The organism is Paenibacillus sp. UNC499MF, from assembly GCF_900107975.1.
Lineage (GTDB): Bacteria > Bacillota > Bacilli > Paenibacillales > NBRC-103111 > Paenibacillus_F.
On record NZ_FNVF01000023.1, the window covers coordinates 1 to 17,011 of the forward strand.

Sequence of the window (17,011 nt, forward strand, 5' to 3'; positions counted from 1 at the left end):
GTCGCTTTGCCTCGTTTGGCGGCGACTTGACTACTATACCACATTCGGCGTTAGTAATGCAAGAACTTTTTTTGAGCGCTCCGTTCGATGTTAGCGGCTTGTCCTTAGTTAGCGACTTGCCTTTCGAAGGGGCGAAAATTAATTTACCATGAAACCTATTATGAAGTCAACCCTTTTGGACATTGGAAAAACATGACTAATGCTATCCCCTTGTTTATCAAGGGTTTGAAGCGAAAAGAAAGAAAAAAGGCAGCCTCCGCAGGCCGCCTGACTTTCCTTATCCCGTCAGGATGAGGTTAGTTTTTGAACAATGTATAACGCAGCAAGAGCCGAGAACATTCGGCGTCGGCAGGAATCGCCACTTCTTTGACCAATGTTTTTTTGACAAGCTTATTAAGGAGCTGCTGAAGATTGTTGCCCAGAATTTGAATTTCGGGCTGTTCCAGAAGCTCATCCGTACTCCACGGCTCAGGCCTTGAATCCAGAAGCTGAATAAGCGGCTTGCAGCAGCGTTCCATTTTGGACATCACGGAAAATTCGCATGCCAGAAGGACAAGCTGTATTCTTTGCTTCAGCGTTTCTTTGCTCGTGGTCAGTTCTTCATATAATTTGTACACGCCGGTGTTTATCGGGCGAACCTGATTCCAGACCGCGTCCTGGACAGTTTCCCCTTCTTCTATGATGACAATGCGCGCCCAGTGTTTCAAAGCTTCCAGCACGTTCTGGTAAGCATCGAGCAGATGTTCCTCAAGTATGTAGGACTTGCTCTTCAAATACTTGTTCAGAAAAAGCGAAAATTCCGACAGCAGCTGGCGGTCGCGCAGCTCTTCCGGCATGGAAAGCGCCCGCTCCCGAGAGTCTTCCAAATACAATTGACGATCCAATCGGATCTCCCCTTTCAAAAGACCGTTAACGATATTCAATCTAATCGCTGCAGCAGCCCCTGTTCAAGTACGGACGAATTCAACCATCTTCCTTGTATACAATGATTGTCTTCTATATAATGATGTATGGAGTTGTAAGTGTCCGGATGATTGGTAGTAAACCAGCAGAAGGATTACATATCCTTCTGTGATGAAAGCAATCTGCTGCGGATCGCGAGACGATATGGCCGCGCTTTAACGGGTTCCGGTAAATGCCGGCGGAATTATCTTTCCCGCTGCGTGTATATCCGGCTCCCGCAGCCGTCATACGTTCGTTAGAAAAGTAATTCTACTTTCCTCAGCCGTTTCCTGCTTACATGAGAACATATTGTGTTTAAATTCCGAAAATGCCTGTAGAAAGAGGGGAACACCGTTGCTTTTGAAATCAAGTAAAATCAATGAATTCCGCTTATGGGGTCTGCTGCTGACCATGGGCGGCATGCTTATTATGATCATCGGCCTGGCCGGTGTCGTGTTCGACTGGGGCGCCGCCGGGCGAATCATTGCCGTTATCTTTTTGATTCTAGGAATGATCAGTATGTTAGGAAGTATGGCCATTTATTTCTGGGCGGGCATGATGTCAACCTCCGCCGTGGCGCTCGATTGTCCCGAGTGCGGCAAAAGGACAAAGATGATCGGCAAAACGGACCGCTGCATGTTCTGCAAGACGATTTTGACGGTTGACCCTTCCATGGCACCCGCGGAAGCCGAGAGCGTAGATGAAGACAATATCCGCAAAGCGGAAACCGGTTCCGCGTCGTCCGCAATCGACTCATCTAAAAGTTAATGCGAAAAGCTGCCATCCATTACGGATGACAGCTTTTTTTGTAGGAATTTAATGATTCCGAACGACGCGGTCCAAGAAGCAGCCATCTTCCGCTTGCCCGGATCTGTTTGACCGCAAAAGCCTTCAAGGCTTATTTCGATTGCAGGGCATCGGCAATGACCTGCCATATGGCCGGTTCTTCAAAACCGCGCCGCCATGAGGCGACCCCCGCCAATTTGTATTTGCTTACGATCTCCAGACGGGCTTTGACGGAAGTTTCGTCTTCCAGCCAAATCCGGTTCAGTTTTCCGTCTTCTTTGTACTCGACGTAGTTTTGACCGGTGTCTTCACGGAACTGGGGAGTAAGCCCTTTTTCCTGTATGATCTTGCGGGGCTTCTCCATAAATACGGCCTTCGAGCTTACCTTGATACCTTCATCCTTCTGTTCTTCCGTCCATATCCGCGTATAAAAAGGAATCCCCAGCACAAGCTTGGAAGGCGGCACTTTATCTTCATCCAGTATCTGTTTGAGAGAACGCTCCACCCACGGGAGAGATGCGACTGACCCCGATTTCGGACTCGATGCCCAGTGTTCGTCATACGCCATAAGCATCATATAGTCCACTGCCGCCGCCAGAGCGGGCCGGTTATATACGCGGCTCCAGGCGTCACTGCCCGATTTTGCCGTAACGTCGATAGACAGAACCAGTCCCTGCTCATGGAGCAGCGGAGCCATTTCTCTTACGAACTGGACCAGATGGGGGCCGTCGGATTTGTTCATGTTCTCAAAATCAATATTGATGCCCTGCAAATTATACTGCTTTGTAAAAGAAAGAAGCTGGCTAATCATGTTCAGCCTGGTTTCGTAGCTTCCCAACGCCTTACCCGTCATGTTCGGTTCAAACGAGTTGTCAAAAAGCGCCCATATCTGATAATTGCGGCTGTGCGCCCATTTAATGTAGGCGGGGTCCGCCTGATTTTTGATGCTTCCCTTCTCGTCTGCGAGATGGAACCAGGTGGGACTCACGACGTTGAGACCGGGCATTTCGGGAATAGAGGCCGTTTTGGGCGTCGCCGTAACGACATGTTCCCATGTCATATTGAGCTTACCTTCCGGTTTCCAGCGCGGCTTCGCGGCGGGAGGCTGGAAGGAGGGAATCTCCTCCCCTTTTTCTTCCGTCACCAGCGACGTCTTCACATAACCGGCCCGTCCGCCGGGCAGCTGAACTTTGTACCAGCCGTTCTGTTCGCCCCAAATCATGAGATGCTCGCCATCCGCCAAGCTGCCCGTAATCGGGCTGCGAACCGAACTGCCGCTGCGCAGTTCGCCTCCTTCTTTACCGCGAAACGTCCCCCAGCGTACTTTCTCTCCGGGTTTAAAAAGCGATACAGCGCCTGTTTCCGCATCTTCCCTGACTTCTATCCCGTACAGGTCCTTTAGGATTGAAACGGGTACGTAAAACTCTTTTCCCTGCCTGATCATAGGCGATGCCAGCGGGATTTCTTTGAGATTCCGGGAAGCCGAAGCCTTGTCGGTCTGGAGCCGCACTACGGCCTGTTCCGTCGTTAAAATAACGGAATTGGTGGAGGCCTCGCCGATAACGGCCGGATCGATCCATTCGGATACGAGTCCGAGGGGAAGCTTCATGGCGCCTTTGGCCCCCAAGGCGGAGCCGCCTTCGTAAGCTTCGCCCTGATAGAAAACCGGCTTGTCCAGGTTAGCGTAGAATGGCGTTATATGGTTATTATTAGGCAGCCGGGTCATGACCAGATAAGCGATGGCCGCCAATACGATAAGCAAGAGAATAAACGAACGCAACCGGCTCTTTTTGCGCTTCGAGCCGCTCATGTAAGGCTGCTTCAAAAGCTTCTGCACATCCTTTCGAAAAAAAGAAAAACGTATCGGCACGCCCGATAACGAAGAGCGGCTAATACGTTCGCGTAATAACGTGTATGGAAGTTTTGAAAACGACGAATCAATGCGTCGCCTTTCCTGCACAATCCGGACAAAGTCCGACGACTTCAAGCCGGTGTCCGCCTACCCTAAAGCCGGTTTGCTGAGCAGCAACGTGCTCAACGTCAACGATCGGCGAGTAATCAAAATCGGAAATTTTGCCGCAGCTTTGGCAGCGGGCATGATAATGATCGGACAAATCGGCATCGAAACGGCTGGAATCGTCCCCATAGGTTAATTCTCGTACTAACCCCGCGTCTATGAACACTTTCAGGTTGTTGTAAACCGTGGCCACGCTCATATTCGGAAATTTGGATTCCAACGCCTTGTAAATCTCATCAGCCGTAGGGTGGTTGAAGGAGTCGAACAAGTACGTCAAAATCGCGTACCGCTGCGGAGTCATGCGAACACCTGTCGTTTTAAGTTTGGCAAGCGCTTCTTCCAAATGTTCGGACATGATTCTCACCACCTGTTAGTAAGGGGCAGTACTGTGTACTCTGTGGACACAGATACAACCTTTCTTCTATTGTACGTGTGAGAAATTGCACTTGTCAACGCCTGATGAAGGCGTAATGCGTTTAATTTACGGTTTCCAGGGAAATCTCGCCATCCGTTCGGATCGTAAGAACATGTTCACCGTTTCCCACAGTACCGCTTAACTTTTCCTCCACCAGTTCGATAGGGAGTCCCGTCCGGAGTGCTGTCGCGGAACCTTGGACCTTGAAGCCCGCATCCGCGGGCAGACGGACCGTAATCCGGCCATTGCCTGTGCTGGCCTGCCAGTCTCCAGACATTTCGGCGGATTCAAGGCGTACCGATCCATTTTCGGTCTCCGCTTGAACGCGTCCGGAAACATCTTTGATTTTGATGCTGCCGTTGTCCGTACGCGCTACTGCGTCTCCCTTCACCGAAGAAAGGGTGACTTTACCATTGGAGGCGGCCGCATGTACGCCCGCTCCGGTTTCCCGGACAACGACCTCGCCGTTGACGGTTTGCGCTTTGACGGCTCCCGAGATGGAGCCGGCGTTGATTTTGCCGTTTGCCGTAACCGCTTCTACATGGCCCTGGATATCGGTTAATTCCACCGATCCGTTGCTACTATGCGCAGATAACAGGTTCAAGGCCCGGAGACCCGAGGCGCGGACGGCACCATTTTCCGTTTCGGCCAGATAATCCAGAGACGCCGCACGCGGAAGCGTAACGGTAAAGTCTATCCTCGCTTTATTTTTGACAAACCAGGCCTTCGTATATTCTTCTCCAACCGCTTTAAGCGTTAATTCATTTCCTTGTACGCTTTGCTCGACATGTGAAGCATCCGCGATTTTGCGGGCTTCCTGTTCATCGGCGGCAGTCACCCAGACCGTGGCCTGTATCCGGACGGCATCCACGTCTCCGGCCGCCAGTTCAATGCGCCCGTTCGTGTTGACCGCGTGAACTTTGGTTATCGCCGGAGTCAGCGCGAACTCCTCCGTTTTTTTGTCGAAACTCTGCCCCTGTACCGATCCGATCTGAAGGTTGATTCCTGAGAGCAGTCCCTGGCTCAATCCCTGGGAACCGACGACGACGGCACAGATAACGACCGAGAAAAAAATGGCGACCGGGTCCAGTTTGACGGCAGCTCCCTTGGAATTTGACAGGAATTGCAGCAAAATGAGTTCCAGTCCTGCGGCCACAAACAAAAGGGGCCACCATTTTATCAGCTGCCCCATCATATGGGTGCCTGCGGCCCGGTCCAGAAGCATCGACACGCCAACCGTGACGAAGAGCACAGCCGCGGTGAATCTGCCCGCTTTTATCAACCCCATCACCCAATCTATTGTTTTCTTTTCGTTTCCCAGACAAAAAGAGCAATTCCGCCGATTATGAGAAAGATGGCTCCGAAATAGGAACCGAACAGCTTAAAGAACGATTCCAGCCAGATCGGTTTGCTGCTGGCGAGAAAAAGGAATCCGCCGGCCGCAATCAGCAGAATACCGAGGTTTCCCCCTTTGGCCAGTTTTTGCAGAGGGTCGGTCAATTCTTCGGATTCTCCGTAAAAACGGCGCCTGTTAACGATATCCGTAAGCTGCAAAGCTTCAAATACGTTATAGAAGTAAATAACCGGCAGAATGAGCGAGAACAAAGTGATCATGGCCACGTTCGAACCCTCATCCCGCGTTGCGAAAAGCACAATCGCGAAAATATCCATAATGACGAGCATCATGATAAACAATCCGCGCTGCATCATCCCCACATAAAACTGGCCGGTTCCCGGCATCATCAGAGAAAGAAGCATGGCCAGCCATTTCTTCTTGGGCGGCTGCTGAAAATACGGGGGATATGGCGGTACGCCGTAAGGGGGGCCGGGCGGATAATTCCGCTGCTGCTCCTCATAAAAGTGCGGGTCTTTCAAGTCATCCATCTCGGGTGAACCTCCTGGGGTGTAAGAAAATTGTTGAGACATTCCGTACCTCCTTGCTGCATGATCGTCATGCACGTTATCCTATTCTGTTGGACAAGTGTTGTACGAATTCGGACCAATCGGCCACATGCGAATTCAAAAGCTTCAACAGACCGGAGTTGATAAATATATAAGTAGCCGCTGTGGCGATGAAAAGATTGACGAGTTCCGAATGCCTGCGTTTCTTCGGCGCTACGGGCCGAAATCCAGGCACGATATTTCCCGCGGCAATCCCCTTCATCACACGGTCGGTGAAATTCGCGGAAGGGTGGAGCACCTTCATGCCGTTTAGTTCGGCTTGGAGTGCGGGCGGAAGTTCCGGGCTACTGTGAAGCTCGTGAAGCCGGGGCTGACTGGGACGTCTGGGAGTTCGTTCGGGCATCTGGATACACCTCCAACCATTTTTCTTTAAGCATGGCTTTGCCGCGGTATAAGCGCGTCTCGATCGTCTTCAGGGGAAGATCGGTCACATCCGATATTTCCTGGTACGACAACTGTTTGAAGTGATAGAGATACATCACCAGTTTGTATTTCTCCGGCATTTCGGCGATCAACCGGTGAACGGAGTCGCTCTCTTCATGACGGATCGCCTGCTGTTCGGGCTCTGTCCTGCGGTCGGCCAACCAGGTCTTGAGCTTGTCGAGCAAGGGAACTACAGGACGCCTGCGCTGGGCACGGCGGTAATCGGTAACGAGGTTAACGGTCATCCGGTATAACCAAGTCGTGAATTTGCTCTCCCCTCTGAAATGGGATAAAGAGCGGTATAGCTTCAGAAACACTTCCTGGGACAAGTCTTCGGCGGTTTCGCGATGGTTCACCGACCGGTAAATCAGCGTATACACGTAGCTTTTGTGGCGATCAACCAAAACGCGGTAAGCTTCCGCCTGCCCCCGGTTAATCTGATCCACCAGCTGTTCGTCTGTCAGGTGCTCCATTGCTTCACCGCCCTTTCTCTTGTGCCCTCTTTACTATAACTATAACGCGCTTAACATCCGGTTTACATATCTTTTGACGATGCCGATAAATACACCCCTTCAAACCCCGTAAAAAAAGAAAAGCAGGGCTTCGGCCCCGCTCCACATTTCTAACTTAATTATTCCATCGTTACTCCTACCACGCCGTCCAAATGCCGGATGTCATCCAACAGCAGAGGAATCATGTGATAATCCGGAATGACAACGTTCAGATAGATCATAATCGTCTGCCGGTCGTCCCTCTCTCCTCTTTCTTCTTCATCCACACCGAATTTGCGGATCTCCACTTTATTATTCTCGAGAATGCCGGAGATTTTGCCGAGATTGCCGGGCCGGTCCAGCGCATGAACCCGGATCAGGTGGCGCTTCTTGGCGCCGAAATATTTGTGCTCGATTTTATTTAAAATCCACAAAGAAAGAATGACCATAATCGTGGACAGGATAGCCGCGTAATAAAAACCGGCGCCCGCTGCGAGACCGATCGCGGCAACAACCCACAGGGAGGCGGCCGTCGTAAGCCCGGATACGGAAAAGCCGTTGCGTATAATCGTTCCGGCGCCAAGGAAACCGATTCCGCTGACAACCTGAGCCGCCAGCCGGGATGGGTCCATCCGGACATTCAGCTCCTTGGAAAACCCGCTGAATCCGTAGATGGAAAGCAGCATGATCAAAGCGGAACCGACACAGACCAGAATATGCGTCCGGAATCCGGCCGCCTGGTTGCTCAGTTCCCGCTCGAAGCCGATCAAGCCTCCAAGCACTAACGCCAAAATGAGTCTAATCGTCAAATCCAACTGGCCGATTACCCAAGGATCATTCAACTTCGTTCCCACACTCCTTCTCTCGTCGTGACCTGTCCTGTCTCTGTTTCATTGTATGCTCCGCCTCTTCTCAAATGTCACCAAAGCGACGGAAGGGGCAATCGTGCGTTTACCGGTACGGTGAAAGCCGAATTTCTCATAGAGAGAGACGGCGGGCAGGTTAGCTTCTCCCGTAGACACGACAAATCTGCCGGCCTGGGGGTTAGCCGCCAGCGCATGCCGAATCAGTGCGGAGGCAACTCCTTGACGGAAATGACGAGGATGAACCATCATCCGCGTTATCGTCAACTCTGTTCCGTTCTCTTCCCATGCGATAGCGCCCGCAAGTTCTTCCCGTTCCTCCGGGTCATTGAGATAATACCCCGTAAACGTCTCTTTGGAACACCTCAGAGTTAAAGGGCTGTCCTTCAGGGGCGGAATGTCTTTGTACCCGATCAGCTCCGCTTCCACGAGATAAGCCGATGATTGCAGAGCAAGCAGCTCCAGCACGGCTTGAACATCGTCCAAGGGGATTGGTCTCATCATCGTTTTCATCTCCTTATACCGGTTTACGCCCTTCTTGCTGTAAAAAAACGGCACATCCTGATGGACATGCCGTTCGTTGTGCTTAAAACTCTTTAGCTGTTCGGCTTATTGCGCCTGCAAAGTCTCCACGATCAGCTTGTTGACCAGGCCGGGATTGGCTTTGCCTTTCGTTTCCTTCATAACCTGGCCGACGAGGAAGCCGACCGCCTTCTCTTTGCCCGCTTTATAATCGGCTACGGACTGCGGATTGCCTGCCACAACCTGCTCGACAACGGATTTGATGGCGCCTTCGTCACTGATTTGTACGAGGCCCTTCTCTTCGACAATCTGCTGCGGTGCTTTACCGCTTTCGATCATTTCTTTAAAAACGGTTTTGGCGATTTTGTTCGAAATGGTGCCTTTCTCGATCAGACCGATCATTTCACCGAGTCCTTGACCGGTTATCCGGATATCGCCGAAGTCCAGTCCACCGGCATTGAGATAACCGAGAAGGTCACCCATGATCCAGTTGGAAACGGCTTTGGAATCGGACGTATACTGAAGGCTTTCCTCAAAGAAATCGGCCATCTTCATGGAAGCGGTAATAACCTCGGCATCGTAGCTCGGAAGTCCGTACTCGCTTACGTAGCGTGCTTTACGGGCATCCGGAAGCTCCGGAATCGACGATTTGACCCGCTCTTTCCAGGCGGCATCGATATGCAGGTTCACAAGATCCGGGTCCGGGAAATAGCGGTAGTCATGCGATTCTTCCTTGCCCCGCATGGAAATGGTTTTGCCTTGGCCTTCATCCCAGCGGCGCGTTTCCTGGACGACTTCGCCTCCGCCGTTCAGGACTGCGGCCTGCCGGATTTCTTCATATTCGAGACCGCGCTGTACGCCGCGGAACGAGTTCATGTTCTTAAGCTCCGCGCGCGTGCCGAATTTCTCCTGGCCTACCGGACGGATAGAGATGTTGGCGTCGCAGCGCAGGGAGCCTTCTTCCATCTTGACGTCCGAGACGTCACAGTAAAGCATGATGGCGCGAAGCTTCTCCAAGTACGCGCGCGCCTCTTCCGGAGAGCGGAGATCCGGCTCCGAAACGATCTCGACGAGCGGCGTTCCGACCCGGTTGAAGTCAACCAGAGAAGCGTATCCGCCGTCGACGTGAGTCAGCTTGCCCGCGTCCTCTTCAAGGTGCAGCCGGGTGATGCCGATGCGCTTCGTCTTCCCATCCACTTCAATGTCGATCCAGCCGTTCTCGCCGATCGGCTTGTCGAATTGGGAAATCTGATACGCCTTAGGCGAATCCGGATAGAAATAGTTCTTGCGGTCGAATTTCGTCACGTCCGCGATTTCGCAGTTCAAAGCCATGGCGGCTTTCATCGCATATTCGACCGCCTGCCGGTTAAGCACCGGCAGAACGCCCGGATGTCCGAGACAGACCGGACACGTATGCGTGTTAGGAGGCGCGCCGAATGAGGTTGAGCAGCCGCAGAAGATTTTGGAATTTGTATGCAGTTCAACGTGAACTTCAAGCCCGATCACGGTTTCGTATTTCGTTTCAGTCGCTGACAAAAAAGATCCCTCCTGTTACGCGTTATAGCTGCGGACGCTGCTTGTGATGATCGGTGTTCTGCTCGAAAGCGTGAGCTACGCGCAGCACGGTGGACTCGTCCAGCGCCTTCCCGATAATCTGCAGTCCTACAGGCAGGCCAGAGGCCAGACCACACGGTACGCTGATGGCCGGAATACCTGCCAGGTTGACCGGAATGGTCAAAATATCGTTCAAATACATCGTAAGCGGGTCGCCTACCTGCTCTCCCAGACGGAACGCCGTCGTCGGAGCCGTAGGGCCGATCACGACATCATAATTTTCGAAAACCTGATCGAAATCCTGCTTGATCAGCGTGCGGACTTTCTGCGCCTTCAAGTAATAGGCATCATAGTAACCGGAGCTGAGCGCATAAGTACCGAGCATGATCCGGCGCTTCACTTCCGGACCGAAGCCTTCGCTTCTGGACATATGATACATTTCCAGCAGGTTGTTCGCGTTGTCCGTGCGGACGCCGTAACGGACGCCGTCGTAACGCGCAAGGTTGGAGGATGCCTCCGAGGAAGCGAGCAGGTAGTACGCCGCGACGGCATACTCGGAATGCGGCAGGGAAACTTCCTCGACCACCGCTCCCAGACCTTCCAGCACACGGAGCGCTTCCTGGATCTTCTCCTTCACCTGAGGGTCGACGCCGGCACCCAGGTATTCCTTCGGCACCGCGATGCGGAGCCCTTTCACGTCGCCGGTCAAAGCGGAGACGTAGTCGGGAATCTCCACGTTCGCCGACGTGGAGTCCTGCGGATCGTGGCCCGCAATCGACTGGAGGACGTAAGCGGAATCTTCGACGTTCTTCGTCAGCGGACCGATCTGGTCCAGCGAAGAAGCGAACGCGACAAGTCCGAACCGGGACACGAGCCCGTAGGTCGGCTTCAGGCCGACCACGCCGCAGTAGGCGGCCGGCTGGCGGATCGAGCCGCCGGTATCCGAGCCCAGCGAGAAATACACTTCGCCGGCGGCGACGGAAGCCGCGGAACCGCCGCTGGAACCGCCGGGTACGCGATCGAGATCCCACGGGTTGCGTGTCGCATGGAACGCGGAGTTCTCGTTGGAGCCGCCCATGGCGAACTCGTCCATGTTCAGCTTGCCGACCGGAAGCGCCTGCGCTTCCTTCAGCTTGCGCATCACCGTCGCGTCGTACACGGGCGTGTAGTTCGACAGGAACTTGCTTGCGCAAGTGGTTGTGACGCCTTCGGTCACGATGTTATCCTTGATTCCCGCCGGAAGACCGAACAGGATTCCCCGTGATTCTCCTGCGGCAATCCGCTCCTCCAGCGCTTTGGCGGAGCGGCGGGCATTTTCCTCGTCGAGCTTCAGAAATGCTTTTACTTTGCCGTCCACTTCGGCGATCCGCCGGTAAGACTGATCGACCAGTTCCGTGACGGATACCTTTTTATCGAGCAGCTGGGTATGTAATTCTTGTAATCTCAACTCAAATAGCGACAACGTAAGGTGCCTCCCTTCAAATAACAGACAACCGTGCAAAATTCAAAACCTGGTGAATCGTTCGTATTTATTCCATAACGGCAGGCACTTTGAACTGCCCGTCTTCTTCTTCCGGAGCGTTCAGCATCACTTGGTCCAAAGGCAGGGAAGGACGCACTTCATCCTCTCGCGTCACGTTCTTGACGGACATCGCATGACTCGTCGGCTCCACATGTTCCGTATCCAGCTTGCCAAGCTGCTCGGCGTATTTCAAAATAGCGTTAAGCTGCTCCGTAAATTGATCCTTCTCTTCGGCAGAAAGATCAAGGCGGGCCAGCTTGGCCACGTGTTCGACATCCTTAATAGTAATGCTCACAGACGATTCGCACCTCTCTTTGTATGTACACGCCAAATTCATTCTACCTATTATAGCCTAGTTATTTTTTGATCTCAATTGATTCCCGGCCGAAAACGCAGAAATAAGCGGAATTTTGCGGTTTTTCGGTAATCGCGGGAATGCAAAAGTCAGATCGCAAAAAGAGCCTCTCCCGGGTCACCTAAGACGGAAAGGCTCTATTTGCAATCTTTTGTACGGGAACATGCCCCCGAAAAGCTCAAACGGTCATCTATATCCAAGCGCGGAGGTTCACCTGTTTGATGAAATCCTCGGCGCTTTGAACTTCTTTGCTCTTCTCTGCAACGATTTCAACCGGTTCGCCGTTCATCACTCGGTTAAACAGTTCTTCATTGCGCGTCGCCAGCGCGAAGTCGATCAAGGCTTCTTTCTCCAAACGGTCGACTTCCTGACGAAGCAGGACTTCTTCCAGTTCGATATCTGAGGCGGGCACGAAAAAATGTTTATTCAGCTTCGGCACTCGGATGACGTAGTCGAACAAGTTGTCGTTGTTGCGGTCATAAGCGATGATGTAGGCGTAATCGCCGATCGGCAGATTCTGCTCCAGCCGGTCTTCCACGATAATGACGCGCGCTCCCAAAGACAGCATCCGGATTCCCCCTTTCCCATGCAGAGCGGGCTGAGTTGCCCTGTTCCGATTCTTCTGAAAAGCGATGCGATCAAGCCGCGGCTCTACTATCGAATCTAGCATGGATTAGTAACATCGTACTAAAAAAAGAAGAAGCTGTCCATAAACGTCTCCCTGTTTTCCGGACGGTTTGTGAGAGTTTTTATTGACCTCCGGTTGAACCGCCACTGCTGGATCGGGCTGCTCTCAGAGGCCGAGAACGCCCTCACGGGATACGGTCAACTTCTCAAAACCGGTTTCCGTAATGACATATGTATTCTCGATCCCGACGACGCCCTGTCCGGGGAATGTGAATTTCGGTTCTACGGCGATCACCATTCCGGGCTCGAGCTTGTATTTAAACCCTTTGGCCAACACCGGAAACTCGTCGATTTCAAGGCCTATCCCATGCCCGAGAAACTTAACCTGATCCATGCCGTATCCCATAAAATGGCCGCCCAGCCCTTCGGCCGAAGCCGTGTCCAGCGATTGCAGGTAAAGATGCTCCGCAACGGTACCGGGCTTCATCATCGCCTCGGCTTCCTTCAAAATTTTCTCCGATATTTCGTAAGCGCGCTGAAGCTCATCCGGCAAAATGCCGATCACCGCGGTCCGCGTCTGATCGATCACGTAGCCTTCGATGTTGCAGCCGATATCGATAAGTATAGGCTCGTTCCGGCCGATGGGCCGGCTTCCCGCGCTTTGCGGACTTGCCGGGCTGAGCCCTCTTCCTCCTGCGGGGCCGTCAAAATATGTCGGCTCGGCCGCAGCCGCGCCTGCCGCTACGCAGCCCGTAATGAGCTCGGAGTTATACGCGCGCATGCGCATAAGCCCGAGGTGGCCTTGCAGACGGTTCTCCCGCTCGATGAGACTCATCAGCTCGAACTCGGGCATCCCTTCGCGGATACCGGCCAGCGCCTTCTCCAGCGTCCGGTCGATCACGGACGCGGCCTTGCGGATGAGCGCGATCTCATCGGCGGACTTGATCATCCGCAGCTCTTTGACGAGCAGCGAGCCGTCCTTCCACTTCACGCCCGGGAAGGCTCCTTCCAGACGCTGAAACTGCTGGACGGGGAGCACGTCGAACTCCGTGGCGATGACGGGCTCTTTCCCGGGGCCGAATACGCCGGGACAGCGTCCGGCAAGCCGGTCTTTGAGCGTACGGAGGGAGCCGAGTTCCTCCACTTCCGCGAGCGACTCCTGCCGGGCTCTCGTGATGCTTCGGCGCACAACAAACAGCGCATCGCCTTCGGCAGGCACGAACAAGTACCCGTTCTGCATGGAGCCGTTAAAATAGTACATGTCGATATGGTGATTGACCAGGAAACCGTCGATTCCGCCCGCCTGCATCGCTTTCTGCAGCCGCCGCTGTCTTTCCGCGTACGGATGATCCTTTGTATTCATTAATTATCCATCCCTTCCTACGGTTCTTATACCGCCATCATACCCCGCTCCGGCGTGAGCGCGCAAACAGATTCCGTGCGGCAAAACACGGACATGAAGCCGTCGGGCGGAGGCGGTGAAGGCAGGAAATGAACCGGAATGATCCGGCGGATGCGAGATTGATTCAAGCTCACTTAGGGTGCCGCGGGGACACTCCCAGGTTATTAGATCAATATGTTGCGGGGCTGATCCGGGGCCGCAGGGCACACTGCATGCAGCCTTTAAACCGGACCGATAAAGCGCATTTTGGTGCGAGGGATGGAGCGGATAACTGAAGTTTAAAACGGGGATCCGCCGAAGCACCGCTTCAAGCGGACTTTTTAAAACGGGGGCTTATGAACACACAAAACGAAAATAAAAAAACGCAAACCCGCGGCATCTGCCGAAAGCTTGCGTTCTTCGCAAACAAACGTATTCGTTTCGTATCTTCTTTTTCCAAAATATCACATTAGGATCATGCAGGCAAGCTTTTTATTTCAGCTTAATTGAATCATCCGCAAGCCGGCGCCCGTGGGATCACAGCCCGGTCAAAAAAGAACCCGGACGCTTTGGCATCCGGATTTTTCATGTTGTTCTTACTCGAATATTCCTTGCGGACTACCGCTCAACTAACATTTCTTGGCGTAACCGAAACCGCTGGAAATGATGACGAGAAGGATGAAAAGAACAAGAATATTGGCGGAATTGTCGGTCCAGCACTTTTTCGCGACCGGCTTGACGGGGTGACAGACAGGATAATGCGGTTTACAGCTTGCCACATACACCGGTTTTACGATAGGCATAGGCGGCGTATGAATGACCGGAGACGGCAGCGGTCCGGGATAAGGCAGCGGAGTCGGCTGCATGGGCATCGTTTGAATAGGCATAGGTGCCGGCATGGGCGCCGGCATCGGCGGGGGTGTTACGGCTTGGGGCATAGGTGCCGTCTGTTTGGGTGTGTAGACGGGACCGGTGTACGTTTTTTTAACATATTCCATTGGTTATTCCCTCCTGTATGTTACCGTTCCGTATTTGGATGACATTACGCGGAAAGTAGGCTTACAGCCTTACACCAACAGTCTATGGGTTTGTTCCCGCCCGGAACACGGTATATACCCAGCCCCGTAAAATTAGGCCCCGCATATGAAAAAAAACCTCCGGGTGCCGTGACCCGGCGAATGCCCGTCCGCTGACGCCCGTTGTCCCGGAGGATCCGCTGTCAGCAAAAGGATGTTCGCCCGGCTTGCATTCCGGAGGTTTTTTGAAGCCGTAAAAATTTACTGCCCTTAAATATAAGGATTGTTCTGTTTTTCGTAACCGATCGTCGTCTTCGGGCCGTGACCCGGGTAGACCGTAACGTCGTCGCCAAGCTCAAACAGCTTGCCGTGGATGGAGTCGAGCAGCGTATTCCAATCGCCGCCGGGAAGATCCGTGCGGCCGACGGACAAACGGAACAGCACGTCTCCGCCGATCAAGTGGTTGTCGAACAGGAAGCTGACGCTGCCCGGCGAGTGGCCCGGGGTGTGCAGCACTTTGATTTTGGTGCCGAAAAATTCGAGCACCTGTCCCTCGTCAAGCGCATATTCAGCCGGATCGGCCACGATAGGGTCCGTAACATCCGGCCAGCGCGCGGAGCCGTTCAGCTTAGGGCTGCCCAGCCAGTCGCTCTCCGCGTCGTGGAGATAGACCGGGCACTTCTTCAGTTCCCGGAGCTCCTGCACGCCTCCGATATGATCGAGATGCGCATGCGTAAGCAAAATGGCTTCGATCTCCATGTCCTTAACGCGCTTGAGCAGCGGTCCGGGCTTCATGCCGGGATCGATAACAACGCCCTTCCGCCCGCTTTCGTCGGTCAGCAGGTAAGCGTTCGTTCCCATGGGGCCGAGCGTAAAAGTTTCGATACGGATCATGTCTACCCCTCCTGTCAGAACGTGGAAAGCAGCTTGCGGAGCTCGCTTACGATGACGGACTGGTAGCCGATACCTTCGCCGTACTGGCGGAGCATCTCTGCGCGTACCGCCTGGATTTTATCGTTGTAGTCGGGCGCTTCGCGGTCCGGATTTCCTTCTTTAAAAGCTCTCATGACAGCCTGTACCCGTTCAGGACGAGGTCCCCATTTGCCAAGCACGTGCCCGCCCGTATCCGTGAAAATCACAACCGGAATGGAGCGTCCGCCGAAGGTAAGAAACTGGTCCATGACATCGGTATGCTCCTCCATAATCAGGACTTCCACCGGTATTCCGCTGTTTTCCAGCGCCTTGAATACGACCGGAATGTTGCGTACGACGTCGCCGCACCACTCTGCCGCAATGATCACGCAGCGCAGGTCGTCGCGATTGTTCATGGATTCGAAAAATTCACGGTCTTCCTCCGTCTCCCACTGGAACTTGCCGTACCAGTCAAGAAACGCTTCCTGATTGCGCTGCATGCTGTCGATAAACTGCTGCGGCGTCAAGCCTTTGCCGATAACGGCGGATAAGTTGGTACTCATAAAATCCATCCCTTCTTTGACGGCAAACGGCGTTATTTACGCTTTGCCCGCATTTTTTTGGCTACCAGATAAATGATCATAAGACCGATAGCTGCGATTAGAATCGGAACTGTGTATTTGCCTGCAATGTCGTCGATGTTCTCCCAATTGTCTTTCAGGGTCATCCCCAGGTAGACGAACAGCATGGACCACGGAATAACCGCCAGCGTCGTATAGAACGTGAACAGTCCTAGCGGCATCTTGGCAAGCCCCGCCGGTACCGAGATCGCATGCCGGACAACCGGTATGAAACGGGCCGTGAAAATAACGCCTGTTCCGTATTTGTTGAACCAGGTCTCCGCAACGTCGATGTGATGCTTATTGATGAATATGTATTTGCCGTACCTTTCCAAAATAGGACGTCCGCCGTAACGGCCGACCCAGTAGACGAAAATCTGGGCGACGACTCCGCCCACGGTGCCGAAAAAGACGGCTCCCGCAAAACCGATCTCGCCTTTGGCTACCAGATAGCCCGCATACGAGAGTACGATTTCACTCGGAATGACCTCGATCATCAGCCCGAGCATGACCCCCCAGTACCCGAGGCCTTCAAAAAATACCAAAAGCGAATGAATAAACTCTCCCATCTCCAACCCACTTTCCCCAGCATGATTGTCGATT

At 53.3% G+C, this 17,011-nt stretch carries 19 protein-coding genes; 1 reads left to right on the plus strand and 18 read right to left on the minus strand.

Features of this window, described 5'->3' with window-relative positions; genetic code table 11:
• Positions 1 to 296: 296 nt before the first annotated feature.
• The gene (locus C4S74_RS25195; RefSeq protein ID WP_103998037.1) at positions 297 to 884 is read right to left on the minus strand and encodes a hypothetical protein; all 588 of its coding nucleotides are present in this window, start codon (positions 882 to 884) and stop codon (positions 297 to 299) included.
• A gap of 412 nt (positions 885 to 1,296) precedes the next feature.
• Between C4S74_RS25195 and C4S74_RS25200 the strand changes: the two genes are divergently transcribed.
• Positions 1,297 to 1,710, plus strand: coding sequence for a YgzB family protein (locus C4S74_RS25200; protein WP_103998038.1), 414 nt, complete (start codon positions 1,297 to 1,299; stop codon positions 1,708 to 1,710).
• Between the two features lie 130 nt (positions 1,711 to 1,840).
• Here C4S74_RS25200 and C4S74_RS25205 read toward each other — a convergent pair whose 3' ends face one another.
• From C4S74_RS25205 to C4S74_RS25285, 17 genes are all read right to left on the minus strand, one after another.
• On the minus strand, positions 1,841 to 3,553 hold the full coding sequence (locus tag C4S74_RS25205) for a glycosyl hydrolase family 18 protein (RefSeq protein ID WP_258042609.1): 1,713 nt from the start codon (positions 3,551 to 3,553) through the stop codon (positions 1,841 to 1,843).
• A gap of 112 nt (positions 3,554 to 3,665) precedes the next feature.
• On the minus strand, positions 3,666 to 4,100 hold the full coding sequence (locus C4S74_RS25210; protein ID WP_009671384.1) for a Fur family transcriptional regulator: 435 nt from the start codon (positions 4,098 to 4,100) through the stop codon (positions 3,666 to 3,668).
• A gap of 121 nt (positions 4,101 to 4,221) precedes the next feature.
• Positions 4,222 to 5,448 (minus strand): DUF4097 family beta strand repeat-containing protein, encoded by a 1,227-nt coding sequence (locus tag C4S74_RS25215; RefSeq protein ID WP_258042611.1) that lies wholly within the window; start codon positions 5,446 to 5,448, stop codon positions 4,222 to 4,224.
• 8 nt (positions 5,449 to 5,456) lie between these two features.
• Positions 5,457 to 6,044, minus strand: a complete 588-nt coding sequence (locus C4S74_RS25220; protein ID WP_258042610.1) for a hypothetical protein — start codon at positions 6,042 to 6,044, stop codon at positions 5,457 to 5,459.
• Between the two features lie 76 nt (positions 6,045 to 6,120).
• The gene (locus C4S74_RS25225; RefSeq protein ID WP_103998041.1) at positions 6,121 to 6,465 is read right to left on the minus strand and encodes a hypothetical protein; all 345 of its coding nucleotides are present in this window, start codon (positions 6,463 to 6,465) and stop codon (positions 6,121 to 6,123) included.
• Entirely contained in the window at positions 6,407 to 7,018 is a 612-nt protein-coding gene (locus C4S74_RS25230) for an RNA polymerase sigma factor (protein WP_103998042.1), read from the minus strand. Before C4S74_RS25230 ends, C4S74_RS25225 begins: the two co-directional genes overlap by 59 nt.
• A 158-nt stretch (positions 7,019 to 7,176) precedes the next feature.
• Complete coding sequence (locus C4S74_RS25235; protein ID WP_103998043.1) at positions 7,177 to 7,878, minus strand: MgtC/SapB family protein; 702 nt, start codon at positions 7,876 to 7,878, stop codon at positions 7,177 to 7,179.
• A 48-nt stretch (positions 7,879 to 7,926) separates the two neighbouring features.
• The gene (locus C4S74_RS25240) at positions 7,927 to 8,403 is read right to left on the minus strand and encodes an N-acetyltransferase (RefSeq protein WP_103998082.1); all 477 of its coding nucleotides are present in this window, start codon (positions 8,401 to 8,403) and stop codon (positions 7,927 to 7,929) included.
• Between the two features lie 105 nt (positions 8,404 to 8,508).
• Entirely contained in the window at positions 8,509 to 9,957 is a 1,449-nt protein-coding gene (gatB, locus tag C4S74_RS25245; protein ID WP_103998044.1) for an Asp-tRNA(Asn)/Glu-tRNA(Gln) amidotransferase subunit GatB, read from the minus strand.
• Between the two features lie 22 nt (positions 9,958 to 9,979).
• Complete coding sequence (gene gatA, locus C4S74_RS25250; RefSeq protein WP_103998045.1) at positions 9,980 to 11,437, minus strand: Asp-tRNA(Asn)/Glu-tRNA(Gln) amidotransferase subunit GatA; 1,458 nt, start codon at positions 11,435 to 11,437, stop codon at positions 9,980 to 9,982.
• A gap of 67 nt (positions 11,438 to 11,504) precedes the next feature.
• Positions 11,505 to 11,792: an Asp-tRNA(Asn)/Glu-tRNA(Gln) amidotransferase subunit GatC gene (gatC, locus tag C4S74_RS25255; protein ID WP_103998046.1), complete on the minus strand. Its 288-nt coding sequence runs from the start codon at positions 11,790 to 11,792 to the stop codon at positions 11,505 to 11,507.
• Positions 11,793 to 12,042: 250 nt separating this feature from the next.
• Entirely contained in the window at positions 12,043 to 12,420 is a 378-nt protein-coding gene (locus tag C4S74_RS25260) for a hypothetical protein (protein WP_009671386.1), read from the minus strand.
• 225 nt (positions 12,421 to 12,645) lie between these two features.
• Positions 12,646 to 13,842, minus strand: a complete 1,197-nt coding sequence (locus tag C4S74_RS25265) for a Xaa-Pro peptidase family protein (RefSeq protein ID WP_103998047.1) — start codon at positions 13,840 to 13,842, stop codon at positions 12,646 to 12,648.
• Between the two features lie 647 nt (positions 13,843 to 14,489).
• The gene (locus C4S74_RS25270; protein ID WP_103998048.1) at positions 14,490 to 14,858 is read right to left on the minus strand and encodes a hypothetical protein; all 369 of its coding nucleotides are present in this window, start codon (positions 14,856 to 14,858) and stop codon (positions 14,490 to 14,492) included.
• Positions 14,859 to 15,146: 288 nt separating this feature from the next.
• Positions 15,147 to 15,770, minus strand: a complete 624-nt coding sequence (locus tag C4S74_RS25275; RefSeq protein WP_103998049.1) for an MBL fold metallo-hydrolase — start codon at positions 15,768 to 15,770, stop codon at positions 15,147 to 15,149.
• A 14-nt stretch (positions 15,771 to 15,784) separates the two neighbouring features.
• Entirely contained in the window at positions 15,785 to 16,351 is a 567-nt protein-coding gene (locus tag C4S74_RS25280) for a thioredoxin family protein (RefSeq protein ID WP_103998050.1), read from the minus strand.
• A gap of 32 nt (positions 16,352 to 16,383) precedes the next feature.
• A complete protein-coding gene (locus tag C4S74_RS25285) occupies positions 16,384 to 16,977 on the minus strand; it encodes a DedA family protein (protein ID WP_103998051.1) in 594 nt (197 codons plus the stop codon).
• Between the last annotated feature and the right edge of the window lie 34 nt (positions 16,978 to 17,011).